The 22,797-nt window shown below is 64.2% G+C and carries 27 protein-coding genes; 12 read left to right on the forward strand and 15 right to left on the reverse strand.

Going from position 1 to position 22,797, the window contains the following annotated elements; all coding sequences use genetic code 11:
- Window positions 1–195: 195 nt before the first annotated feature.
- The 7 genes from thiL to glyA all read right to left on the reverse strand — a co-directional run bounded on the left by thiL (window position 196) and on the right by glyA (window position 6,257).
- Entirely contained in the window at window positions 196–1,197 is a 1,002-nt protein-coding gene (thiL, locus tag ACVI1L_RS36625; RefSeq protein ID WP_456785078.1) for a thiamine-phosphate kinase, read from the reverse strand.
- A 150-nt stretch (window positions 1,198–1,347) separates the two neighbouring features.
- The gene (gene nusB, locus ACVI1L_RS36630) at window positions 1,348–1,842 is read right to left on the reverse strand and encodes a transcription antitermination factor NusB (RefSeq protein ID WP_016844994.1); all 495 of its coding nucleotides are present in this window, start codon (window positions 1,840–1,842) and stop codon (window positions 1,348–1,350) included.
- A 2-nt stretch (window positions 1,843–1,844) separates the two neighbouring features.
- Window positions 1,845–2,336, reverse strand: coding sequence for a 6,7-dimethyl-8-ribityllumazine synthase (ribH, locus tag ACVI1L_RS36635; RefSeq protein ID WP_076834363.1), 492 nt, complete (start codon window positions 2,334–2,336; stop codon window positions 1,845–1,847).
- Window positions 2,337–2,570: 234 nt separating this feature from the next.
- Window positions 2,571–3,179 carry a riboflavin synthase gene (locus ACVI1L_RS36640; RefSeq protein ID WP_168855964.1) on the reverse strand — a complete coding sequence of 203 codons (609 nt, stop codon included), beginning with the start codon at window positions 3,177–3,179 and terminating at the stop codon, window positions 2,571–2,573.
- Between the two features lie 110 nt (window positions 3,180–3,289).
- The gene (gene ribD, locus ACVI1L_RS36645) at window positions 3,290–4,450 is read right to left on the reverse strand and encodes a bifunctional diaminohydroxyphosphoribosylaminopyrimidine deaminase/5-amino-6-(5-phosphoribosylamino)uracil reductase RibD (protein WP_456785079.1); all 1,161 of its coding nucleotides are present in this window, start codon (window positions 4,448–4,450) and stop codon (window positions 3,290–3,292) included.
- Entirely contained in the window at window positions 4,447–4,929 is a 483-nt protein-coding gene (gene nrdR, locus ACVI1L_RS36650; RefSeq protein ID WP_016844999.1) for a transcriptional regulator NrdR, read from the reverse strand. The genes ribD and nrdR overlap by 4 nt, the downstream gene beginning before the upstream one ends.
- Window positions 4,930–4,955: 26 nt before the next feature.
- Window positions 4,956–6,257, reverse strand: coding sequence for a serine hydroxymethyltransferase (gene glyA / locus ACVI1L_RS36655; RefSeq protein ID WP_456785080.1), 1,302 nt, complete (start codon window positions 6,255–6,257; stop codon window positions 4,956–4,958).
- Window positions 6,258–6,864: 607 nt separating this feature from the next.
- Between glyA and ACVI1L_RS36660 the strand changes: the two genes are divergently transcribed.
- The gene (locus ACVI1L_RS36660; RefSeq protein ID WP_456785081.1) at window positions 6,865–9,141 is read left to right on the forward strand and encodes a TonB-dependent siderophore receptor; all 2,277 of its coding nucleotides are present in this window, start codon (window positions 6,865–6,867) and stop codon (window positions 9,139–9,141) included.
- 191 nt (window positions 9,142–9,332) lie between these two features.
- Here the strand turns inward: ACVI1L_RS36660 and ACVI1L_RS36665 are convergent, their stop codons facing one another.
- From ACVI1L_RS36665 to ACVI1L_RS36675, 3 genes are read right to left on the reverse strand one after another with little or no spacing between them, the layout of a single operon-like run.
- Window positions 9,333–10,832, reverse strand: coding sequence for a tripartite tricarboxylate transporter permease (locus ACVI1L_RS36665; protein ID WP_057020728.1), 1,500 nt, complete (start codon window positions 10,830–10,832; stop codon window positions 9,333–9,335).
- Entirely contained in the window at window positions 10,832–11,332 is a 501-nt protein-coding gene (locus ACVI1L_RS36670) for a tripartite tricarboxylate transporter TctB family protein (protein ID WP_141341078.1), read from the reverse strand. Before ACVI1L_RS36670 ends, ACVI1L_RS36665 begins: the two co-directional genes overlap by 1 nt.
- Complete coding sequence (locus tag ACVI1L_RS36675) at window positions 11,329–12,297, reverse strand: Bug family tripartite tricarboxylate transporter substrate binding protein (protein ID WP_253590078.1); 969 nt, start codon at window positions 12,295–12,297, stop codon at window positions 11,329–11,331. Before ACVI1L_RS36675 ends, ACVI1L_RS36670 begins: the two co-directional genes overlap by 4 nt.
- A 331-nt stretch (window positions 12,298–12,628) precedes the next feature.
- Between ACVI1L_RS36675 and ACVI1L_RS36680 the strand changes: the two genes are divergently transcribed.
- From ACVI1L_RS36680 to ACVI1L_RS36710, 7 genes are all read left to right on the forward strand, one after another.
- Complete coding sequence (locus ACVI1L_RS36680) at window positions 12,629–12,862, forward strand: hypothetical protein (protein ID WP_057020731.1); 234 nt, start codon at window positions 12,629–12,631, stop codon at window positions 12,860–12,862.
- A 110-nt stretch (window positions 12,863–12,972) separates the two neighbouring features.
- Window positions 12,973–13,362, forward strand: a complete 390-nt coding sequence (locus ACVI1L_RS36685; protein ID WP_057020732.1) for a PRC-barrel domain-containing protein — start codon at window positions 12,973–12,975, stop codon at window positions 13,360–13,362.
- 510 nt (window positions 13,363–13,872) lie between these two features.
- Window positions 13,873–14,328 (forward strand): Hsp20 family protein, encoded by a 456-nt coding sequence (locus ACVI1L_RS36690; RefSeq protein WP_057020733.1) that lies wholly within the window; start codon window positions 13,873–13,875, stop codon window positions 14,326–14,328.
- An 88-nt stretch (window positions 14,329–14,416) separates the two neighbouring features.
- The gene (locus tag ACVI1L_RS36695) at window positions 14,417–14,740 is read left to right on the forward strand and encodes a hypothetical protein (protein ID WP_092078022.1); all 324 of its coding nucleotides are present in this window, start codon (window positions 14,417–14,419) and stop codon (window positions 14,738–14,740) included.
- A gap of 9 nt (window positions 14,741–14,749) precedes the next feature.
- Window positions 14,750–15,055 carry a hypothetical protein gene (locus ACVI1L_RS36700; protein ID WP_456785082.1) on the forward strand — a complete coding sequence of 102 codons (306 nt, stop codon included), beginning with the start codon at window positions 14,750–14,752 and terminating at the stop codon, window positions 15,053–15,055.
- Window positions 15,052–15,234: a hypothetical protein gene (locus tag ACVI1L_RS36705; RefSeq protein WP_057020734.1), complete on the forward strand. Its 183-nt coding sequence runs from the start codon at window positions 15,052–15,054 to the stop codon at window positions 15,232–15,234. The genes ACVI1L_RS36700 and ACVI1L_RS36705 overlap by 4 nt, the downstream gene beginning before the upstream one ends.
- Before the next feature lie 767 nt (window positions 15,235–16,001).
- Window positions 16,002–16,175 (forward strand): hypothetical protein, encoded by a 174-nt coding sequence (locus ACVI1L_RS36710; RefSeq protein WP_225158918.1) that lies wholly within the window; start codon window positions 16,002–16,004, stop codon window positions 16,173–16,175.
- A 330-nt stretch (window positions 16,176–16,505) separates the two neighbouring features.
- On the opposite strand, the gene ACVI1L_RS36715 is transcribed toward ACVI1L_RS36710, so the two are convergent.
- Window positions 16,506–16,763: a DUF3551 domain-containing protein gene (locus tag ACVI1L_RS36715; RefSeq protein WP_456785083.1), complete on the reverse strand. Its 258-nt coding sequence runs from the start codon at window positions 16,761–16,763 to the stop codon at window positions 16,506–16,508.
- Between the two features lie 185 nt (window positions 16,764–16,948).
- On the opposite strand from ACVI1L_RS36715, the gene ACVI1L_RS36720 reads away from it, so the two are divergent.
- The gene (locus ACVI1L_RS36720) at window positions 16,949–17,329 is read left to right on the forward strand and encodes a hypothetical protein (RefSeq protein WP_141341081.1); all 381 of its coding nucleotides are present in this window, start codon (window positions 16,949–16,951) and stop codon (window positions 17,327–17,329) included.
- A 245-nt stretch (window positions 17,330–17,574) separates the two neighbouring features.
- On the opposite strand, the gene ACVI1L_RS36725 is transcribed toward ACVI1L_RS36720, so the two are convergent.
- The 4 genes from ACVI1L_RS36725 to ACVI1L_RS36740 all read right to left on the reverse strand — a co-directional run bounded on the left by ACVI1L_RS36725 (window position 17,575) and on the right by ACVI1L_RS36740 (window position 19,910).
- Window positions 17,575–17,796 (reverse strand): hypothetical protein, encoded by a 222-nt coding sequence (locus ACVI1L_RS36725; protein WP_050384934.1) that lies wholly within the window; start codon window positions 17,794–17,796, stop codon window positions 17,575–17,577.
- Between the two features lie 20 nt (window positions 17,797–17,816).
- Window positions 17,817–18,047 (reverse strand): hypothetical protein, encoded by a 231-nt coding sequence (locus ACVI1L_RS36730; RefSeq protein WP_016845011.1) that lies wholly within the window; start codon window positions 18,045–18,047, stop codon window positions 17,817–17,819.
- Window positions 18,048–18,266: 219 nt separating this feature from the next.
- On the reverse strand, window positions 18,267–18,785 hold the full coding sequence (ldtR, locus tag ACVI1L_RS36735) for a transcriptional regulator LdtR (protein WP_018271925.1): 519 nt from the start codon (window positions 18,783–18,785) through the stop codon (window positions 18,267–18,269).
- Between the two features lie 663 nt (window positions 18,786–19,448).
- A complete protein-coding gene (locus tag ACVI1L_RS36740; protein WP_057020737.1) occupies window positions 19,449–19,910 on the reverse strand; it encodes a DUF6163 family protein in 462 nt (153 codons plus the stop codon).
- 213 nt (window positions 19,911–20,123) lie between these two features.
- On the opposite strand from ACVI1L_RS36740, the gene hemB reads away from it, so the two are divergent.
- The 3 genes from hemB (at window position 20,124) to ACVI1L_RS36755 (ending at window position 22,795) form a co-directional block, all read left to right on the forward strand.
- A complete protein-coding gene (gene hemB / locus ACVI1L_RS36745) occupies window positions 20,124–21,188 on the forward strand; it encodes a porphobilinogen synthase (RefSeq protein WP_456785084.1) in 1,065 nt (354 codons plus the stop codon).
- 186 nt (window positions 21,189–21,374) lie between these two features.
- Window positions 21,375–21,932 carry an RDD family protein gene (locus tag ACVI1L_RS36750; RefSeq protein ID WP_229192345.1) on the forward strand — a complete coding sequence of 186 codons (558 nt, stop codon included), beginning with the start codon at window positions 21,375–21,377 and terminating at the stop codon, window positions 21,930–21,932.
- 86 nt (window positions 21,933–22,018) lie between these two features.
- Entirely contained in the window at window positions 22,019–22,795 is a 777-nt protein-coding gene (locus ACVI1L_RS36755; protein WP_026192842.1) for an arginyltransferase, read from the forward strand.
- Window positions 22,796–22,797: the final 2 nt, after the last annotated feature.

Raw genomic sequence — 22,797 nt, forward strand, 5'->3', positions numbered from 1 at the left:
AACGGATTGCCTCAAATCGGGCGCGACCTTGCCAAAATCGTTACCGCTGTGCAACGCCACCCGTGGCCGAAAACGCCGATATCGGCAGCTATTTAGAAGGAAAATCGGCGCGATCAGGCGCGGGAAGTCCAGAGCTGCTTCCGTTCCGACGCGTTTTCTTAACGCGAACCGGTGCCCGCTTCGCTCGAAAACGCTCTAGAAATGGCTGTAGGACAGCCGCTTCAACTTCAGTTCCCGCCCCTGCCCGTCAAGGAAGCTTGGTGGCGACAAGCCTGCGATCAGGCCGCCGATTGCGGTCACCGCGACCTTGGCCTGCCGTGCGTCGCGCAGAAACGCGTCGACATGATCGCTCGGGACCGCGCACAAGAGCTCGTAATCATCACCGCCGGCCACCAAGGTCTCGATACCGATCGCCTTGCGCGCGAGCAGCCCTGCGGCTGCAGACGACAACGGGATGCTCGGCACGTTGATCACGCCCGCCACACCACTGGCTGCGCAAAGCTTGGTCAGATCGCCGGCAAGACCGTCGGACACATCCATCGCGGCGCTGGCGTGGGTGCGGACGGCCGTGGCTAAGGCGTTGCGCGGCTGCGGAACACGGTAACGGGCGGCAAGAAAATCCCGCCCGACGACATCGTCCGCCAGAGCCGCGGCGACCGGGCCACCCCGGAGCACATCGAGGCCGAGCGCGGCGTCTCCGATCGTGCCGGTGACGAACACACGGTCGCCCGCCTGTGCTCCCGCGCGATGCACCATCGTGCCCTGCGGCACCCGGCCGAACGCAGTGATCGAAATCATCAGCGGCCCCGGCGTCGAGACCGTGTCGCCGCCGAGCAGCGGGCAGCCGAAATGTGCGGCGTCCTCGCCGAGCGCCCGGGCAAACGGCTGCAGCCAGGCCTCCTCGGCGCTGCGCAGCGCCAGCGTCAGCACGAAGCCCGCCGGCACCGCGCCCTTGGCGGCGATGTCGGAGAGGTTCACCCGCAGCGCCTTGCGCGCCAGCATGTCGGGCGGATCATCGCCGAGGAAATGCACGCCCTCGACGATGGCGTCCGTGGTGACCACGATGTCCTCGCCGGCCGCCCTCAGCGCGGCGGCGTCATCGTCGAGCCCGAACGCCCCCGGTTCGGTCGCGAGCGGCTTGAAATAGCGCGCGATCAGGGAGTCTTCGCCGGAGGTATGTTTGCTTGCTTGGGTCATCAACCCGTCATCCTGAGGTGCGAGCGAAGCGAGCCTCGAAGGATGCACGGCCCCGATGCGACCGTAGCGCCACGCCGTCGCCCTTCGAGGCCTCCGCTTCGCTACGGCACCTCAGGGTGACGGCTACGGAGGGGGGCGGCATCGCGGCACCTAGCTCCGCACAAACTCGTCGCCGCGGAACTGGCGCGCGATCTGGTCGAGCACGGCGTTGACCATGCCGGTTTCGTCCTTCTCGACGAAGGCATGCGCGACGTCGACATATTCGGAGACCACCACGCGGCCCGGCACGTCCTTGCGGTGCTCGAGCTCGTAGGAGCCTGCCCGCAGCACCGCGCGCAGGATGGCGTCGATCCGCTTCAGCGGCCAGCCCTTCGACAGCGCCTCGTCGATCAAAGGATCGAGCCTGGCCTGGTCGCGCACCACGCCGGAGACCACGTCGCGGAAGAACGCGGCTTCCGCCGGCAAATATTTCTCGCCCTCGACCTCGTTGCCGAGCCAGTGACTCTCGAACTCGGCGAAGATGTCGTTGATGCCGGCGCCGCCGATGTCCATCTGATAGAGCGCCTGCACCGCCGCGAGCCGTGCCGCGCCGCGGCGGTTGGCTTTTCTGTCGGGGGCTTTCGCGGGCTTCTTGTTGTCTGCCATGGTCAGGCCTTTGCCAGGCGGCGTTTGATCCGCAGCATCGCCAGCGCCGCACGCGCCGCGTCGCCGCCCTTGTTGAGTTCGCTGGCGCGCGCCCGCGCCCAGGCCTGCGCCTCGGTGTTGACGGTGAGGATGCCGTTGCCGAGCGGGAATTTCCGGCTGATGGCCAAATCCATCAATCCGCGCGAGGACTCCTGCGAGACGATCTCGAAATGGATGGTGTCGCCGCGCACCACGCAGCCGAGCGCGATCGCCGCGTCATACGGCTTGCCGTTCGCTTCAGCCGCATCGATCGCGATCGCAATCGCCGCCGGGATCTCCAGCGCGCCCGGCACCGTGATCACGTCGTGCGTCGCACCCGCGGCCTTGATCTCGGCCAACGCGCCTTCCAGCAGCGCGTCCTGGATGTCGTCATAGAACCGCGCCTCGACGATCAGCACGCGTGCGCCGGTAATGTCGGTCTGGTCCTTCAGGGGTGCGCGCCGCGCGTCAGCCATCTACGTATCCATTTCATATTGTTGACATTTACCGATAACGTTGGATGTCAACGTTTCGCGAGTTTGTAGTCGCCCCGACGACTGAAGCCAAGCACGAATGCCTCAGGCACTGTCATTCCGGGATGGTCCGAAGGACCAGACCGCAGGTGCACAATAGTGCACCGGGGAATCTCGAGATTCCGGGTTCGATGCTTCGCATCGCCCCGGAATGACTGCCGCTTGACGGCTATGCCGTCATTTCATCTCCGACAGCCGCGCCGCGTAGCGGGCCATCAGATCGACCTCGATATTGACCTCGCTGCCGGCCTTCCAGGCGCTCAGGGTCGTCACGGAAAGCGTGTGCGGGATGATCAGCACCGAAAAGCTGACGTCGCCGACCGTATTCACGGTCAGCGACACGCCGTCCAGCGTGACCGATCCCTTCGCCGCGATGAAACGCGCCAGTTCGCGGCTGGTTCGCAGCTCGAAGCGCGCCATGTCGGGCAGGTCGTCGCGCTTGACGATGGTGGCGATGCCATCGGCATGCCCGGCCACGATGTGACCGCCGAGTTCGTCGCCGATCTTGAGCGCGCGCTCGAGATTGAGCCGGCCGCCCTGCGCCCAATGCTTGGCGGTGGTCATGCCGAGCGTCTCGGCCGCCGCATCGACATCGAACCAGGTCTTGCCATCGGCGGTGCCGGAGGCGACGACGGTGAGGCAGACGCCGTTGCAGGCGATCGAGGCGCCGTTGGCGATCGTGGTCTGGTCGTAGTCGCAGGCAATCCGCATGCGATGCAGTTGCCCCTGCGCCACCTGCTTCAGGCTGGTGATCTCACCGATATCGGTGACAATTCCCGTGAACACAACAAACCTCTTACTCTTCGTCATGGCCGGGCTTCACCCGGCCATCCACGACTTACTTCACTGCTGGCGACCAAGACGTGGATGCCCGGGTCAAGCCCGGGCATGACGACTTAGGATCGATCGTAGATAGTCAAAACATCTTTGGCCAAGGCTTCGCTAGCACGAAGCCGGAAGGCGGGCGACTGCGTGATTGCGTCGAGCGGCATTGCGTCCAGCGCGGGAACACCACCGGCACCGATCGCATCGGGTCCGCGCAACAGCCAGATCTCGTCGACAAGGCCGGCTGCCACGAAAGAATTTGCCACGCGCGATCCGCCCTCGACCAGCAGCCGCGAAATCCCCCTCTCCGCCAGCGCATGCAGGACGGACGGCAGATCGAGACCATCAGGCGCGCTGGCGGCGATGCGGATCACCTGCGCGCCGGCGGCGCCGAGCTTCACCGCGGCAGGCGCCTCCGCCATGTCGGAGGTCATCACCCAGAGCGGCGTCTCGCGCGCCGAATGCACCAGGCGGCTGTCGCCAGAAATCCGCAGCGCGCGGTCCAGCACCAGGCGCACTGGCGAGCGCGCCGCCATGCCGGGCAGCCGGCAGGTCAAGAGCGGATCGTCGGCCTTGACCGTGCCGATGCCGACCAGGATTGCATCGCTCTGCGCGCGCAGCAGATGCACCCGGGTCCGCGCGGCCTCTCCGGTGATCGTAACCGGCTTATGGCCGCTGGCAGCGATCTTGTCGTCGGCGGACACCGCGAGCTTGAGGATCACATGCGGGCGCTTGTCGCGGATACGGCGGAAGTGCCCGGCATGGTCGCGCGCGGCCTCTTCCGCGCACAGCCCGACATCGACCGCGATGCCTGCGGCACGCAGCCTGGCGTGCCCCTGCCCCGCGACTTCCGGATTGGGATCCTCGATCGCCGAGACGACGCGGGCGAGCCCGGCCGCCACAACGGCGTCCGCACAGGGCGGCGAGCGGCCGAAATGCGAGCAGGGTTCGAGCGTCACGTAGAGCGTGGCGCCGCGCGCGGCATCGCCGGCGCGCCTGAGTGCCTCGACCTCGGCATGCGGCCGGCCGCCTGCTTGCGTCCAGCCGCGGCCGACGATCACGCCGTCCTTGACGATGACGGCGCCGACCGCCGGATTGGGCCAGGTGCACCCGAGCCCGCGCCGGCCAAGCGCCAGCGCCAGCTGCATGAAGCGCAGATCGGCCGCCTTTGCCGCTTCCTTGGCCTCTCTGGCCTTCTGCGCGAACTGGTCTTCCAGAATGCGGAAGATCATTTGCGTAGCGTCGCGAGCCGCGGGTCCTCTTCGCCGGTCAATTCGTCGAGCACGGCCTCGAAGTCCTTGGCCTCGCGGAAATTGCGGTAGACCGAGGCGAAGCGCACATAGGCGACGTCGTCGAGCTGGCGCAGATGCTCCATCACGATCTCGCCGATCGCCTCAGAGGAGACCTCGGCCTCGCCGCCGCTTTCGAGCTCGCGCACGATGGTGGACACCATCTTCTCCACCCGCTCGGATTCCACCGGGCGCTTGCGCAAGGAGATCTGCAGCGAGCGCACCAGCTTGTCGCGGTCGAACGGCACGCGGCGGCCGTTGCGCTTGATGACGGTCAGTTCGCGCAGCTGCACCCGCTCGAAGGTCGTGAAACGGAAGTTGCAGGCCATGCAGACGCGACGCCTGCGAATGACCGCGGAGTCCTCGGTCGGACGCGAGTCCTTGACCTGCGTGTCGAGAGAATTGCAGCTCGGGCAGCGCATCCGACGGGACCTCTAGCAACGACCTTTTACTGATAGATCGGGAAGCGATCGGTCAGCGCCTTGACGCGCTCCTTGATCGCGGCCTCGACCAGCGGCGCCTTGCCATCCGGCGACTGCGCCAGCGCGTTCAGCACTTCCGCGATCATGCCGCCGACCTGCTTGAACTCGGCGACGCCGAAGCCGCGCGTGGTCGCCGCCGGCGTACCGAGCCGCAGGCCGGAGGTGACGAACGGCTTTTCGGGATCGAACGGGATACCGTTCTTGTTGCAGGTGATGGCGGCGCGCACCAGCGCCTTCTCGGAGATGTTGCCCTTCAGGCCCTTCGGCCTGAGGTCGACCAGCATCAGATGGTTGTCGGTGCCGCCCGAGACGATGTCGAGGCCATGGCCGCGCAGCGTCTCCGCCAGCGCCTTGGCGTTCTCGACCACGTTCTTGGCGTAGACCTTGAAGTCCGGCCGCAGCGCTTCTGCGAACGCCACCGCCTTGGCGGCGATGACGTGCATCAGCGGACCGCCCTGCAGGCCCGGGAAGATCGCCGAGTTCAGCTTCTTGGCCAGCGTCTCGTCATTGGTGAGGATCAGGCCGCCGCGCGGGCCGCGCAGCGACTTGTGCGTCGTGGTGGTGGTGACGTGGGCGTGCGGCACCGGCGAGGCATGCACGCCGCCGGCGACGAGGCCCGCGAAATGCGCCATGTCGACCAGCAGATACGCGCCGACGGAATCCGCGATCTCGCGGAAGCGCTTGAAGTCCCAGGCGCGCGAATAGGCCGAGCCGCCGGCGATGATCAGCTTCGGCTTGACCTGCTCGGCCTGCTTCTGCACCGCGTCCATGTCGATGATCTGGTCCTCGCGGCGCACGGTGTAGTGCGCGGCCTTGAACCACTTGCCGGACATGTTGACCGGCGAACCATGGGTGAGATGGCCGCCGGCCGCGAGGTCGAGGCCCATGAAGGTGTCGCCGGGTTGCAGCAGCGCCAGAAACGCCGCCTGGTTCATCTGGCTGCCGGAGTTCGGCTGGACGTTGGCGAAGCCGGCGCCGAACAGCTTCTTGGCGCGTTCGATCGCCAGCGTCTCGGCGACATCGACCCACTCGCAACCGCCGTAGTAGCGCGCGCCCGGATAACCTTCCGCGTATTTGTTGGTCATCACCGAGCCCTGCGCCTCCAGCACGGCGCGGCTGACGATGTTTTCCGAGGCGATGAGCTCGATCTCGTGACGCTGCCGGCCGAGTTCGCCCCTGATCGCGGCGGCGATTTCGGGATCGGCCTCGGCGAGGGTCGCGGTGAAGAAGGAATCGGGCGCGGAAGCGGTCTTGCTGGACGAGGTCATCGGCGAAATATCTCCACCGCCGCAAGCCTTTAGGCAGGATGCGGACGGTCACGAGTGGCGGTCGAAGCTGGTTTCAGAGCGTTATCACATCGCCCCAAAATGGCCAAGCGGTTGCGGTCCCTGCCGGTCAATTATGCCAGATATGGTGGGGATGGCGGGGATTGCCAGCCGGCCGGACGGCCGCCCCCGCCGCCCGGTTCCCGCCGCGCGGCCAGCACGGCTGTGGCAGCCGCCGAGTGGAACGTGACTCCCCCTTCCCGACCGCGCGGGACCGCGGACGAGACAACTATCGCCTCGAGGTTTCAACGCGTTGCTCGCGCAACCGCGCGACATCGGACTGGCTTGATCATGTCGCGCGCGATCGCGATGTATCGACTCACGAGATGACGAGACAATTTTTGAATCGTTCGATTTTTGAATCGTTCAACACTGGATCGATTCAAGGCTCTCACGCGATGCGTGCAATTGCGCGTCATACGCCGTTGTCTCCCGGTCACTAAGCCAAGCTTTGCGTGCAACTTCGACAGCTTCTAACCCCGTGCAGGCTGCTCGCGAAAATCACCGTGATAACGACTCGCTCAAGATTTTTTTACGGAGCGTGGAATAAATGTCGTGCAGGTGGATTCGGCCGCAGCGGTTTGCTGCTTCGGCTGTCGTTGTGTTTTCGGTTGTTGGTGCGGACGATGTCTTCGCCCAGACGCAATTGCCGTCCGTGACAGTCGAGGCGCCGCAGCGGCAAGCGGCGCGATCGCAGCAGCCTTCGCAACGGACCACGCGCGCACGCAGCGCCTCACGCCGCGCGACGGCCGCCCCGGTGGGCGCGCAGCCACAGACCGCTCAGCAGCCCGCGGGCGCCAGCGGCGGGCACGAACGCGCCAACGGCCCGGTCACCGGCTATCTGGCGCGGCTGAGCGCCAGCGGCACCAAGACCAGCACGCCGATCATCCAGACGCCGCAATCGGTGTCGGTCATCAGCGCCGAGCAGATCCGCGACCAGAAGATCGTCAGCAAGTTCGACGAGGTGCTGCGCTACACGCCGGGCGTCATCGGCGGCACTTATGGCGCCGATTTCCGCAACGACTGGTTCATGATCCGCGGCTTCCCCGCGCAGAACGAGTCGCTGTTCCTCGACGGCCTGCAGCTGTTCTACACTTCCTATGCGAGCTGGAAGCTGCAGCCCTTCAATCTCGAGCGCGTCGAGGTGCTGCGCGGTCCGTCCGGCATCCTGTATGGCGGCTCGGCGCCGGGCGGCCTCGTCAACGCGGTGAGCAAGCTGCCGCAGGCCGAGCCCATTCGCTACATCGAGACCGGCGTCAACAATTTCGGCAACGCCTATACCCAGTTCGACATCGGCGGCGCGACGGCGCAGCCCGGCAACGGCCAGGTGCAGTACCGCCTCGTCGGCCAGGCCCAGGGCGGCGGCACCCAGACCGACTATGTCTACGACAACAATTTCTTCTTCGCCCCGTCGGTGACCTGGCGGCCCGATGCCGACACCAGCCTCACCGTGTTCGGCATGGCCTCGCACAGCAACACCCGCGCGCTGAACTTCCTGCCCTATGTCGGCACCGTCACCAACGCGCCGTTCGGCCGGATTCCGACCAGCCTGTTTGTCGGCGATCCCAGCGCCGACCAGTTCCGCCGCGACCAGCAGATGGTCGGCTACCAGTTCCAGAAGAGCGTGACCGACAGCGTCGATTTCCGCCAGAACGCGCGCATGGCGCATGTCGACGTCTATTATGCCGGCCTCTACGGGCTCGGCTATGCGACGACGCCGGCCGCCGCCGACATCACCCGCGGCAATTTCTACACCCGCGGCATCGCCACCCAGCTCAACCTCGACAATCAGCTCGAATACCGCTTCACCACCGGCGCGCTGCAGCACACCGCACTGGTCGGCGTCGATCTGAAATATTACGGCATCGACGATCGCCAGGGTTTTGGCATGGGCACCAATCTCAACGTGCTCAATCCGGTTTATGGCACCAACCTGCCGTATAGCGGCCCGCTCTATCAGAACGGCTATCTCGCCCAGGGCATGGCCGGGCTCTACCTGCAGGATCAGATCAAGCTCGACCGCCTGACTGTGGTGCTGTCCGGCCGCCAGGACTGGGTCGATCTCACCAACAACAACCGGATCGGCGCCTCCCAGGGCCGCGACGACAGCAAGTTCTCCGGCCGTGTCGGCGCGATCTACAATTTCGACAGCGGCGTTGCGCCCTACGTCTCCTACATGACGGGCTACAATCCGGTCATCGGCACCACCGCGTCCGGCCAATTGCTGCTGCCGGAAACCTCCGAGCAGACCGAGGTCGGCGTCAAGTACGAGCCGGTCGGGCTCAACGCACGGTTCGGCGTCGCGTATTTCGACCTCAAGCGCAAGAACGCGCTGACAACAGATCCGAACAACCCGCTGTTCCAGACCCAGAACGGCGAAGTCACCTCGCGCGGCGTCGAGCTCGAGGCGGTCGCGAACATCACGCGCGATTTCAAGCTGGTGGCGAGCTACACCAATTACGAGCTGTTCGTCAGCAAGGACCTCAATCCCGCGCTGATCGGCACCGTGCCGACCAACGCGCCGCGTCAGCTCGCATCGGCGTGGACCGACTACACCTTCCGCGACGGGCCGCTCACGGGCTTCGGCTTCGGCGGCGGCGTGCGCTATGTCGGCTCGTCCTTTGCCGACACCGCGAACACCGCACGCGTCCCGGGGGTCGTGCTGGGCGATCTCGCCTTGCATTACGAATGGGACAACAACTGGCGCGCGGCGCTCAACGTCGTGAACGTCACTGACAAGATTTATGTCGCGAGCTGCGCGACCATCAGCTCCTGCTACTACGGCGATCGCCGCCGCATCACGGCGAGCCTCGCCTACAAATGGTGAGCTGAACTTTCAGTTCACGGAAAATCATGTGACCGAGAGGCGGCATTCGGCCGCCTCTCTTTTTTCGCTGTCGTCAGGGTGGTGTCAGCTTGTCACGCTAGGTTTTGCGTCGCGGCGATATTTGCCGTGCCCAGACTGGCCCGCTCCGAAATGCGAGCCCCGGAGCGGGCCTTTTACGGTCTGGTCGCGTCCTAATCCTCGTTCGCCTTGAATCGCCCCAATCCCTTGAGCACGAACGGCGCCAGCAGCGCGATCAGCGCGATGCCGAGCAGCGTCGCCGACATCGGGCTTTGCAGCAGCACCATGGGATCGCCGAGGCTGATCGCCAGCGCGCGGCGCAACTGGCTTTCGGCGATCGGCCCGAGGATCAGCCCGATCACGACGGGCGCGATCGGGAAGTCGAACCGGCGCATCAGAAAGCCCATGACGCCGAACGCCGCCAGCATCGACAGCTCGACGACCGACGGCTTCGCCGCGATCGTGCCCATGGTGGCGAACACCAGGATGCCGGCATAGAGCCAGGGCTGCGGGATCGCCAGCAGCCGCACCCAAAGGCCGACCAGCGGCAGATTGAGCACCAGCAGCATGCCGTTGGCGATGAACAGGCTCGCGATCAGGCCCCACACCAGGTCGGGCCGCTCCGCGAACAACAGCGGCCCCGGGTTGAGGCCGTATTGCTGGAAGCCCGCCAGCATCATTGCAGCCGTTGCCGAGGTCGGCAGCCCGAGCGTCAAAAGTGGCACCAGCGTGCCGGCGGCGGACGCGTTGTTCGCCGCTTCCGGCCCTGCGACGCCTTCGATCGCGCCCTTGCCGAACTCCTCCGGATGTTTGGTCAGCCGCCGCTCGGTGGAATAGGACAGGAATGTCGGGATCTCCGCCCCGCCGGCCGGCAGCGCCCCGATCGGAAAACCGAACAGCGTGCCACGCAGCCACGGCTTCCACGACCGCCGCCAGTCCTCCCGCGTCATCCACAGCGAGCCGCGCACCGGCTCGAGCTTCTCCTCGGCGTGATGCCGGCGCGAGGCGACATAGAGCGCCTCGCCGACCGCGAACAGGCCGACCGCGAGCGTCGTCACCTCGACGCCGTCGAGCAGTTCGGGGATGCCGAAGGCAAGCCGCGCCTGACCGGTCAGCTTGTCGATGCCGACCAGCCCGAGCGTGAGGCCGATGAACAGGCTCGTGAGGCCGCGGACCGGCGAGTCGCCGAAGGTCGCCGACACCGTGACGAAGGCGACGCACATCAGCGCGAAGTAATCCTCCGGCCCGAAGCGCACGGCGAAATCGACCAGCCATGGCGCGAGGAATGCGAGGCCGATGGTGGCGATGGTGCCGGCCACGAACGAGCCGATCGCCGAGGTCGCCAGCGCCGGGCCGCCGCGGCCGGCCTTGGCCATCTTGTTGCCCTCGAGCGCGGTCGCCATCGACGCGCTCTCGCCCGGCGTATTGATCAGGATCGCGGTGGTCGATCCGCCATACATGCCGCCATAATAGATGCCGGCGAACATGATCAGCGAGCCGCCGGGATCGAGCTTGTAGGTCACCGGCAGCAGCAGCGCGACCGTCAGCGCCGGTCCGATGCCCGGCAACACGCCGACCGCGGTGCCCAGGAACACGCCGATCAGGGCGTAGAGCAGGTTCATCGGCTGCATGGCGACCGCCATGCCGTGCGCCAGCGCGGCGAAAGTGTCCATCACAGCAGTCGCTCCAGCGGGCCGGCGGGAAGGCTCAGCGTCAACAGCTTGTCGAACGCGAGATAAATCAGCGTCGTGATCACGAGCGCGATGGCGGTGTCGGCCAGGACGGCGCGGCGGCCGAACGCCGCCGACGTGGTGACGAACAGCGCCGAGGTGGCGAGGATGAAGCCGCCGCCAAAGCCGATGATGGCGATCAGGAGCGCCAGGCCCCCGATGATCAGCCACACCGGTTTCGGATCCATGCTCTCGCGCGGCGGCAGCTTGCCGCGCAGCGCGTCGATCAGATTGCCGACCGCGAGGATGACAAGGCCGATCGCGATGACGACCGGCATCGCCTCCGGCCCCATGCCGTACATCGTTGTCGACGGCAGCTTGCTGGCGTCCCACACCAGCACCGCAGCAAGCCCGGCAAGCGCGGCCGCGATGACCACGCCGGCGCGATCGACGCGGCGCGCCGGCGCCGGCCGGAGGTTTTCAGACGCCGCGTCCGGCGTCATGACTTCACGAGGCCGACGGACTTCAGCACCTCGGTCACGCGCGTGATCTCCTTCTTCAGGAAATCCGCGAAGGCGTCGCCGCCGAGATAGGCGTCATCCCAGCCCTTCTGCTTCAGGATCTCCTTCCAGGAATCGGACTTCACCATCTTCTCGACCGCATCGCTCAGCACCTTGCGCTGCTCCGGCGTGATGCCGGGCGGAGCGACCACCGAGCGCCAATTGGCCAGCACGAGATCGATGCCCTGCTCTTTGAAGGTCGGGATGTCGACGCCGGGCAGACGCTGCGCCGACGTCACGCCGAGCGCGCGCAACTTGCCGGCCTTGATCTGGCCTTCATATTCGCTGAGGCCGGAAATGCCGGCCGTGACCTTGCCGCCGAGAATGGCTGCAAGCGACTCGCCGCCGCCCGAGAACGGAATGTAGTTGATCTTCTTGGCGTCGGCGCCGACCGTGCCCGCGAACAGCGCCGCCATCACATGGTCGACACCGCCGGCCGAGCCGCCGGCAAAGGTCACCTTGGCGATATCGGCCTTCACCGCGGCGGCAAGATCCTGCGCCGTCTTGATCGGCGAGTTCGCCGGCACCACGATGACCTGGGTCTCCTCGGTGAGGCGCGCAATCGGCGTCACCTGATCCAGCGTCACCGGCGACTTGTTCATGGCGAGTGCGCCCACCATGACGAAGCCGTTCACCATCATCTGGTTGCCGTCGCCCTTGGCGCCGTTGACGAACTGCGCGATGCCGACGCTGCCGCCGGCGCCAGGAACGTTGGTGACCTGGACGCTGCGCGCGATGCCGGCCGCGACCAGCGCCTGCTGCATCGAACGCGCGGTCTGATCCCAGCCGCCGCCCGGCGCCGCCGGCGCCATCAGCTTGAGCTCGAGCTGCTGCGCGGGCGCCGGACCGCTCGCCCCGAGCAACAGCGCGACGACCGCGCCGAACAGGCGCATGTGGGACGAGATCATGGGGCTTCCTCCTGAATTTTCGGAAAGCAGCCTGCGGATCGCCGGCTGCATCCGGTCACGTGATCGCATCGCCACTCGGACAGCGCGGTCCCTTCGGGTCAGGAATCGCTCGCCGATCTCGCGTCTGCGTGTCCCTAGCGACCATTCGCCACAGCCTTCGGCAAGCCGGAGGGCGCAGCTAGCCAGTGCTGCAAATCGCCGCACCATCTCCGGTCATTTTTCGCTTGCTTTGATTCGGCACGGCTCGCCAACGCAAGTTCGGTTCTAGGAACCTTCGCCATTTTCTCCCGTTCCACCTCCGCCGATTGGTACGGCTATTGGAGGAGAGAACATGAAGTTTAAGACCATTGTCGCGGCATCTTTGCTTGCCGCTTTCGTCTCGCCGGCATTCGCAGCGGATGAATTCTACGTCGTCCAGGATGTGAAGACGAAGAAGTGCACGATCGTCGACAAGAAGCCCGTCGACACGACGACCACCGTCGTCAGCCCGTCAGGCACTGTCTACAAGACGCGCTCCGAGGCCGAGACCGGCATGAAGAGCGTCAAGGTCTGTACCTCGGACTAGGAGGCGATCGCATGCCAGTCATCATTCTTTGGGCCGTGCCGGCGATCATCGTCATCGGCGGCGGTATCTACCTGTTCGGCCATCTTCACTGAAGGCGAGGAGTTTCACTTATGAAGTACTTAGCTATCGGCTGCATCATGGCCGCAGCGTTCGCTACCGCCGCGCATGCCGCAACCACCATGCCCGCCGCTCCGGCGGACAGTTCGACCATCACCAATTACTACAAGCAGAATGTCTACGACCCGAAGGAATCCAAGATCGGGACGATCGACGACGTGCTTGTCGACAAGTCCGGCAAGGTGACCGGTCTCGTCGTCGGTGTCGGCGGCTTCCTCGGCGCCGGCGAAAAGGACGTGATCGTGCCGTTCACCGCCGTCAAGTCTCAAAAGAAAGACGACAAGTGGTGGCTTACGCTCGACGAGACCAAGGACAGCCTGAAGGCCGCACCTGGTTTCAAATACGATCGCGCCAGCACGACTTGGAAGCCGGAGAATAAGTAGCATCGACGCCCCGTCTGCTCGCTCAGAGCAGACGGGGCGCTATTCACGCAAGTGATGGCGGCCCCATCCAAGCTCGCCGGAACGGACCAGGGTCGCGCAACGAAACGGCCCCAGCACCTTTGGGGGCCTGGAGGCCGGTGCTGGGGCCGGTTGCCTGATCCGGGGCCGAGCTGTTGGAGCCAGGCAGTCCAATCGATCAACGCCCCCGCGGTTCCGGCATTAGCCTATGTAAATCGGCGACCTAATTTTCCACCGGCATGTCTTGTCTGCAACAGGCCTCCCTCGAGCGGCGCTGATCCGCCGCCGCTTCAGCCGCGGTTCTGACGCGGAGAATCAACCGCAAAAATTTTTCGGCCGGGTTCTTGACACGATATCTCCGGTTTTTATTTTCTTTCGCGCCAGCCCCCAACGCGGAGGCTGGGGCCTGGTCGCCCCTCGGGGCCAGGCGAGACGGGCACCGGTCGTGTCCGGTGCCGTTCATATCCATCTTGCTCTATGGAGGATTTGGCTATGCGCACATACGACTTCTCTCCCCTGTTCCGGTCGACCATCGGATTCGACCGGCTCTTTGATCTTGCCGAAGCAGCCCACCGGGCCGGCGAAGATCACTACCCGCCCTACAACATCGAACGGCTGTCCGAAGACAGCTATCAGATCGTGCTCGCGATCGCCGGTTTTGCGCCGGATGAGATTTCCGTCACGGCAGAGCAGAACGTTCTGACTGTCGAAGGCGTCAAGGTCGAGAAGGCCGAGCGCGAATACATCTATCAGGGCATCTCGACGCGCAGATTCAAGCGCCAGTTCAGCCTGGCCGACTACGTCGAGGTCAAGAGCGCGGCGTTCGACAACGGGCTTCTCAGGATCGAGCTGGCGCGCGAAGTGCCGGAGGCGATGAAGCCGCGACGCATCGCGATCAACGCGGCATCGAACACGGCGCCCCGACAGCTCGAAAACGTCGCCGCCTGATTGAACCGGCGAAGCCGCGTCCGACGAACAGGTCGCGGCTTCGTCTTCTCACTCTTCTCAGCAACTCGTCTTTCGAACGGAGGTATCCATGCGGCCGACGACCGCGCCTGCTCATAACGTTATTGGCTTTCATCTGCCGATTGGCGATCACCACCAATATGAGGTCCCGCACGATGTGGTGCGGGATTCTCGCCTGAGCCTGGCCGAGAAACGCGCTCTCCTGGCATCCTGGGCCTCGGACGCCAGCGCTGTAGCGTCCAATCCCGCTTTGCGCGCACCCAAGGGGCTCAAAGCGCCCGTTCCTGTCAGCGACATCCTCGAAGCGCTTCGCGCGCTCGACAGCGATCCGCACCATCCGCCAGGCGGCCGGCCTGCCCGCCTGCGCTCCGTCGACCGCTGCCTGGCTGCATAGGAGCGCGAGATGACAGACATCAGGCTACCGAAGCAGGTCATCGACCGCCTCGAGGGACGCTGGCGGTCAAGATTTGGACAGGCAAGGCGCCGGAGCTCAGAACTGTTCGACCACCGGCTTGAACAGTTGCGCGCTCATCGCAACAATATTCATTGGTATCGGCGATTGCTGCAGACCCAGCTCTCCGACCTCGAGCGCGAATTCATCGAAAGACGGCTGTCCGAAGAAACCACGGCAATGCAAGGCCTCGCGGCCGACATTCCATCCCTTCCCTCCTCGTTCGATCGCGCAGCTTGCGAGGAGATCACGCCATGAATGGGCTGCAACAACTGCTCATAAGAGGCAGCGAAAAAGTCATCGGTCACTATCAATTCCTGCTGGATAGCGCGACCTCGGAACAAGAGCGCGAACGCTATCGACGGAGGATCGAGGAAGAACGCCGGATACTAGGCCGGTTGCTCGACGATTCCGATCGGTCGTCACGCGCGGCGTGAGCGATTCATGGCGGCGGGAGAGCAAATCCGCTCGTGATGCCCGCCGCTCGCCTCGCGCGAAGGCCGCAAAGCCACCCGCGTGCCTTCGAACCATCAAAGGACGCGTCCGTTATCCGGAGGCTTGGTACGCATCCGGGAGACGTTGCCTTATGTATCTGATCTATTATTTCGCTGTCTTCCTCGCTGTGACCGGCGCAGTCTTTGGCTCATTGGTCACGCTGGAGAAGATCTTTCATTCCATGGGCTCCGCCTAACGATCCCGATCGAAGGTCTCGGATCGGAGCCCTGGTTCGGAATTTCACCCTAGCAAAAGCCAGGCCATGGAGGCGATGAGAGCCACAAGCGACACGGTCGCAGCGCTGACAAAGGCAATCTCCACACCGTCGATATGGTGGTGGTTTGTATGCATTGAGCGTCCTCCTAGATGGGTGCCCGCGGACCTTGAGACAGTAGCCACGCCGCCAAATTGGCGGTGGTTTCGTCATGCCGCGCCTGCCTCAACAGGGTCTCTCGCTCTCGACAGGGAGGAAGGTTCTTGGCCCGTTGACGTAGCCGTTCGGCTTCTTGGGCGAGGCGTTTTTCAAGAGGGAAAATCTGCCTAACCCGGCGTCGTCGCTTCATGGCTCCTCTCTCCAACGCTGACGTTTGGCTGCCCCAAAAGCAAAATCAAAAAGCCCGGGAAGCCTAAAAAGTTCCTGCCAGCTTCGCGTCAATGAGATCAGACGGATGGAACTGGCGAAACGGCATGGACGTTACAGGGCATGGGCATGGCCAAGGACCTGAAGAAACAGGCCAAGACCGCCGAGCAGGCGGCGGTGCGGACGGCTGACGAATTCGCGGCCGAGCAAATGAAGAGCCTCGCCCAAGCGTTCCGGGCTCAGGCCGAGGTCGTCAAACGAAACAAGAAAAAGAAGAAAGATGAGCTTCACCGTAAAAGCTAGGTGCAAGTTTGGAGAGATCGTGCACCGTCGTGGCACGGCCGAAGCAGCTCTACGCAAGGCAAAAGAGCTTTCACGGTCGCAGTGTTACGACATCCACATCGTGACACCTGAAGGCCGAGACTACGACTCGTCCGAGTTTGGGGATCTTCCCCGCACGCCACTGGCTGTGCGCGTTGCTCAGAAAGGCCACACCTATCCATAGGGCAGGAGAGATTCCATAGGGCAGGAGAGGTTTCAAAACGGCAGGCTCAAAAAGCGGCCCCGGCTAACCGCATCACCCTTAGGGTGCGCCCTTCCCCAACCGCCTCGCGCGCGCCATAGGCGCGACAATCAATAGCGGTCGCGATATCCCCGCCGCTGCTGCCCATATGCGGCACGAGGATTGATCCCGCAGGTCACGTTCCTTCCGGAAGCTGACGCGAGACACTGGGCGCGGGTTTGGTACATGCAATCGCCGGGATAGCCGACGCCGCGCCCCTGCACGCACCAGCGATAATCCCGGTCGCTGGCTGGGCTCACACTTGCCAGTCCTGCAACGCCGAACGCCAGGACGAACGCCAGGACAGCGAACAGGACGGTTGCGCGCATGATCGGGTCCTCGCAAGCAATCGAGGACCAACGGAGCGGCAAGATTAGCGTTCCCTTCGATAGTGGCCGGCCGGTTAGCAAGATCGCAAGCCGCAGCCGGAGCGGCCGCGCCGAGCGCGAGCGCAGGAACCATGCTCCGTTGGGTCGGTTGTCGGAAACCATCCATCCCACACAAGTCAATCGGCATGCCGTCACGACTGCTTTGGTTTTTAGGGTTTCCGGTTCTGGTTGTTCTGGGTGGTTGCGGCGATCAACTCGAGTGCGATTCAATCGAAACCCGGAAGGCCGTGCTCCAGACCATCTCCAACGATCACCGCAATCCGCTCGTCAATTTCGCCGCCAGGGAATCGACGGCGAAGCCCACTGCGGAAAACGCAAATCCACAATACCTCCTCGGTGAAAAGATCGTCACGACCTCGGCAAGTGAGGACAAGCGAACATTGCAATGCAGCGGCGGCATCTCGGTTTCCGTGGGCGACATCAAGGCTTCCAAGGAAGTCGAATTCACCGTGCAGAAATCGAGCGACGGAAAGTTGGCGGTTTCGGTTGCTCCATTTCAGTTTTGAGTTGCGACAAACTCAGTGTCGTCCTGGCGAAAGCCAGGACCCATTACCCCAAATCACTATTGTTGCGCGACGCTGGGGCCGCGATCCCGCTCATCGCCAAACGCGGTGGTTATAGGTCCTGCTTTCAGGACGACGATCGTGCGCGAGGAACCTGCACCGTCATCGCGTCGTTGCGAGCAAAGCAAATCGCCGCCGAGGAAGCCTTGCCGACGACGCGGAATCAGACCGCGAAGCCAGGCGCGCCGCTACAGCCCGGTATAGCCGGCCTTCACGTGGTCGGTACTACCGTCGAGCTGGCGCAGATAGGTCAGCCCGCACACCGTCAAGCGATGCGGATCGCGCTCGCCGGCGTCGAACAGCGTCTGCACGTACTCTGTCACCTTCGCCCGCGCTTCCTCGCTCGCAGCGGGCGTGCGGTTGAGCAGCAGATCATACGTCTGCATGATCCGATCGATAGCGGCTTCCATTGAAGTCTCCGGGTTGACGCTCAGGCGACCACCAGCGTCTCGGCCTCGAACTTCGCGATCGCCTTGTTGGCGAGGCGGAGGCGATTCATCTCACCACGCTGGAACAGCTTCACGATGATGCCGAGCAGGCGCTCATTGGTGGCGAAATTGTCGGGGATGGCGCCGGATTTGCGCAGATAGTTCGAGGCGATCGCGTAGGCGTCACCGACGACCTCGACATTCAGCACCTCAATCCCGCGTTCGAGCAACATATCCCTGCCTCTCCGTTGGCTAACGGATAAGCCGCAGGGAACGCCTTGGTTCCTCGCCGGGGCCCATTTATTTTCGCAGGTGCAGCATGAAAAACGCATCGGCCGGGCATGACCGATGCGTTGACTGGAGCAAGGTTGGACTGGAGCAAGGCTGGACTGAAGGAAGGCTGCCGGTCTTCTCGCGCGGCCGGCTTGGCCATCAGGCGAAAACAGGAAGGCTCAGAGGCGATACAGGATCTGGTCGGTCCAGAAACGCTCGAGGCGATGCAGCGACTTGTTGAGGCTCGCGAACTCCTCGTTCGAGATGCCGCCGACCTGCTCCACCGTCTTGACGTGCTTCTGATAGAGCGCATCGACGATCTTGCGGACTTCCTGGCCCTGCGGGGTCAGACGGATACGAACCGAGCGGCGATCGACGCGCGAGCGCTGATGATCGAGGAAGCCGAGCTCGACGAGCTTCTTCAGATTGTAGGAGACGTTGGAGCCGAGATAGTAGCCGCGGGTGCGCAGCTCGCCGGCGGTCAACTCCTTGTCGCCGATGTTGTACAGGAGCAGCGCCTGCACCGAGTTGATGTCGGCGCGGCCACGACGATCGAATTCGTCCTTGATGACGTCGAGGAGCCGGCGATGCAGCCGCTCCACCAAAGTCAGGGCTTCGAGATAGAGCGGCTGCACCGGAGCTTGACCGGTAGCGCGATCAGCGGCATCCGCCGCCGTTGTCGCAACGGCTTTCATCATGACACTTCCCCTGTTTGTCGTTTTTATCGACTTTATTCGACGAAACTTGTGTCCCGCCTGATAGGTCCAACGTAAGGGGGCCGTTTGAATATCCGCTTAAATAAGAGAATAAAGAGATCATGAATTTAAGACAGTGAATCGTGGATTAAGCCCATGGATCAAAGGCTTTTCGCAACTTTTCATTGACGGTGGCGGACCCTTGTTCACGCTTCGTCTGCCTGCCCTGTCACATTCGGAAACAGCATCGTCTGAATTCGAAACGGTGGCGTAACGGGTATGAGGGAACCCTTTACGGTGACCGATCGGTTACCGGAAAATTCTTTGAAAATTTTACCGGAGTGCAGCGGCGGGACGTGCACGCGATGCGCGCAAGCGGTGCCGATCTGTTGTGGGGGCCAGACCGGTTCCGCCGTCGGCCCGCGCAAAGCCGGCCGGCACACGCGCCGAGGTCCGGTGAAATGGGCCCCGACGGCAGGTCCCGTAGAGACGGTCCCGCAAGGGAGTGTCTCAAACGGATGCGATCTGTCGGCACCCACCTATCAGAACCAGCAGAGCTGTCTTCTCGTTGCGCGCACGGCTGGCAAATATTGCCGGCCGCGGCCGGCTATTCGTGGCGCTGTCGCCACGGGGCAACAGTGCATCAGGCCATCGCTCCACGTCGACCTATGGCGGGCGTTCGCGCGCCGACATCCAGGCCAGCGCGAGATAGGCGGCGAGCATCATCGCCTCGAGCCCGACCACGGTGAGACTGCCGCCATAGATGCCGGGAAACATCAGCTCGATGACCGCCATCGACACCACGGTGGTCAGCCACACCACGGCGCCCCAGGGCGTCGCGAGCCAGAGCCCGACGGCGGCGACGAGCTCGATGACGGCGAAATAGATCGTGGCGGTCTGCCAGGCCATCGACTGGTTCTCGAAGGCCTCCTCCTCGCCACCGACGAAGCCGGTCACCTGGGCCCAATGATAGAGGCCCTTGGCGACCGAGACGACAGCCATGATGCGCAGGAAGATGACAAGGCGCCGCGTCCACGCATTGTCGTCCGGCTCGATCCGGTCGGACGAGATCGCGCTCACCGAGATGGCATTGTCCCGCGCCTGATCGCGTGCAGAGGTGTCAGACATCCGAATCGCCGCAGAGCGGCTGCAAAATGGGGTTCATGGGCGCAGTCTTGGCCCGCCGGGGACGCAAAATCAATTGCCGTTGCGGCAAATCAAGGGCGCCACGGATGCAATAGCGGCGCAATGACGGCGGCCCTGACAGGTGCTAGAACCGGACTTATATCAGGTCCAGACCTTATCAGGTCCAGAACTGCCGTCCGTCGAGGAGAAGACAACATGGCGATCAAATTCGGGCGCCCGATCGAACTGCGCGATGCGCCGCGGCGGCAGAGCGATGCCCTCGCCTCCCCCTCGCTCGACCTCTCGATCCGGATGCGACGCAATCGCAAGTCGGAATGGGCCCGCCGCCTGGTGCGGGAGAACGTGCTGACCACCAATGACCTGATCTGGCCGATGTTCGTGGTCGATGGCAACAACACCCGCACGCCGGTGGCCTCGATGCCCGGCGTCGACCGGCTCACCGTCGACCAGATCGTCCGCGACGCCGAGCGCGCGGCAAAGCTCAACATCCCCTGCATCGCGCTGTTCCCGTTCACCGAGCCGTCGCTGCGCGACGAGCAGGGCTCGGAGGCGCTCAACCCCGACAATCTGGTCTGCCAGGCGGTGCGCGCGATCAAGCAGGAGTTTCCCGACATCGGCGTGCTGTGCGACGTCGCGCTCGATCCCTTCACCAGCCACGGCCATGACGGGCTGATCGAGGACGGCAAGATCCTCAACGACGAGACCGTCGCGGTGCTGGTGAAGCAGGCGCTGACCCAGGCCGAGGCCGGCTGCGACGTGATCGCGCCGTCGGACATGATGGACGGCCGGATCGGCGCGATCCGCGAGGCGCTCGACGACAACGGCTTCGGCGACGTGCAGATCATGTCCTATGCGGCGAAATACGCCTCCGCCTTCTACGGCCCGTTCCGCGACGCGATCGGCTCGGCCAAGACGCTGACCGGCGACAAGCGCACCTACCAGATGGACAGCGCCAATTCCGACGAGGCGCTGCGCGAGGTCGAGCTCGACATCGCCGAGGGCGCCGACATGGTGATGGTGAAGCCGGGCATGCCCTATCTCGACATCGTCCGCCGCGTGAAGGACCATTTCGCGATGCCGACCTTCGTGTACCAGGTGTCCGGCGAGTACGCGATGATCGCGGGCGCCGCCGCCAATGGCTGGATCGACGGCGAGCGCGCGATGATGGAGAGCCTGGTCGGCTTCAAGCGCGCCGGCGCTGACGGCATCCTCACCTATTTCGCGCCGAAGGCCGCCGAAAGGATCAAGGCGGAGAGCTGAAGGCCGCCGCCCGTTATTGCGACGAGTGGATCGCTTCGCTCCGCTCGCAATGACGGCGTGAAGGTAGGACCGCTCAATCCAGCCCCCGAATCGCCGGAATATTTCGGCTAGTTAATGTTCGCGCAGGCTTGGCGAACGCGCCTCCTGTTCCCATGTCCTGCGCGGGACTTTCATCGGAGGTTGGTCATGTCTTACGGCAATGACGGCGGCACCTGGCGCAATGAGGCCTGGCGCAACGACGGCGGCGTTCCTCCGCATGCGTTCGACCCAATGATGCAGCCGGACCTGTTCCGCGGCGTACTGACGCGCCGTGTCTTTGCGTTCCTGATCGACCTGTTCGTGCTGTCGGTGCCGGTGATCCTGGCGGTGATTTTCATCGCGGTGTTCGGCCTCGTCACGCTCGGTCTCGGCTGGGCGTTGTTCTGGCTGGTCTCGCCGGCCTCGATCGTCTGGGCGATCGTCTATTACGGCGCCTCGATCGGCGGGCCGCACTCGGCCACCATCGGCATGCGCATGATGGATCTGGAACTGCGGACCTGGTACGGCGCGCGCGGCTATTTCGTGCTCGGCGCCACCCATGCGGTGCTGTTCTGGGTGACGATCTCGTTCCTGTCGCCGCTTGTGCTCCTGATCGGGCTGTTCAACGGCCGCCGCCGGCTGCTGCACGACATCATCCTCGGAACCGTCATTATCAACAGCTCGGTCCGGACCCCGGTCGCCCCGGCCGCGCGGGCCTCCTATTAGGCCCGCCTAAACCAATTGACCGTTAGCCTCAGGGGGGCGATGCTCACTCGGCTGCCTGTATTGTTTGTGGAGCCCGACGATCTGACGTGACCCAGCATTCGCGTGATACTCCCCAGTTCTATTTGACGGCGCCCTCGCCTTGCCCGTATTTGCCGGGCCGACATGAGCGGAAGGTTTTCACGCACCTGGTCGGCGACAAAGCGGGCGATCTCAACGACTTGCTGACCCATGGCGGCTTCCGCCGCAGCCAGTCGATCGCCTACCGCCCGGCCTGCGACCAGTGCCGGGCCTGCGTCTCGGTCCGTGTGATCGCCAACGAATTCCGCCCCTCCCGCAACTTCCGCAAGGTGCTGGCCCGCAACGCCGACATCATCGGCGAGCAGCGCACCGCGGTGCCGACCTCGGAGCAATATTCGGTGTTCCGGGCCTATCTCGACCGCCGCCACCGCAACGGCGGGATGGCCGACATGACCGTGCTCGACTACGCGATGATGGTCGAGGACAGCCATGTCGAGACCCGGATCATCGAGTACCGCAAGCGCAATGCCGACAGCGCCATCACCGGTCGCGGCGACGAGCTGATGGCGGTGGCGCTGACCGACGTGCTCAGCGACGGGCTGTCGATGGTCTATTCGTTCTTCGAGCCCGGGCTGGAGGCGCGCTCGCTCGGCACCTTCATGATCCTCGACCATATCGCCCGAGCCCGCCGGCAGGGCCTTCCTTACGTCTATCTCGGGTACTGGATCGAGGGCTCCAAGAAGATGGACTACAAGGGCCGTTTCCTGCCGCAACAGCGGCTCGCGCCGTCGGGCTGGCTGCGCGTCGACGCATCAGGCGAGGTGCTCGCCGAGCCGCAGGACTAGCT

The organism is Bradyrhizobium sp. USDA 4516 (genome assembly GCF_054055915.1).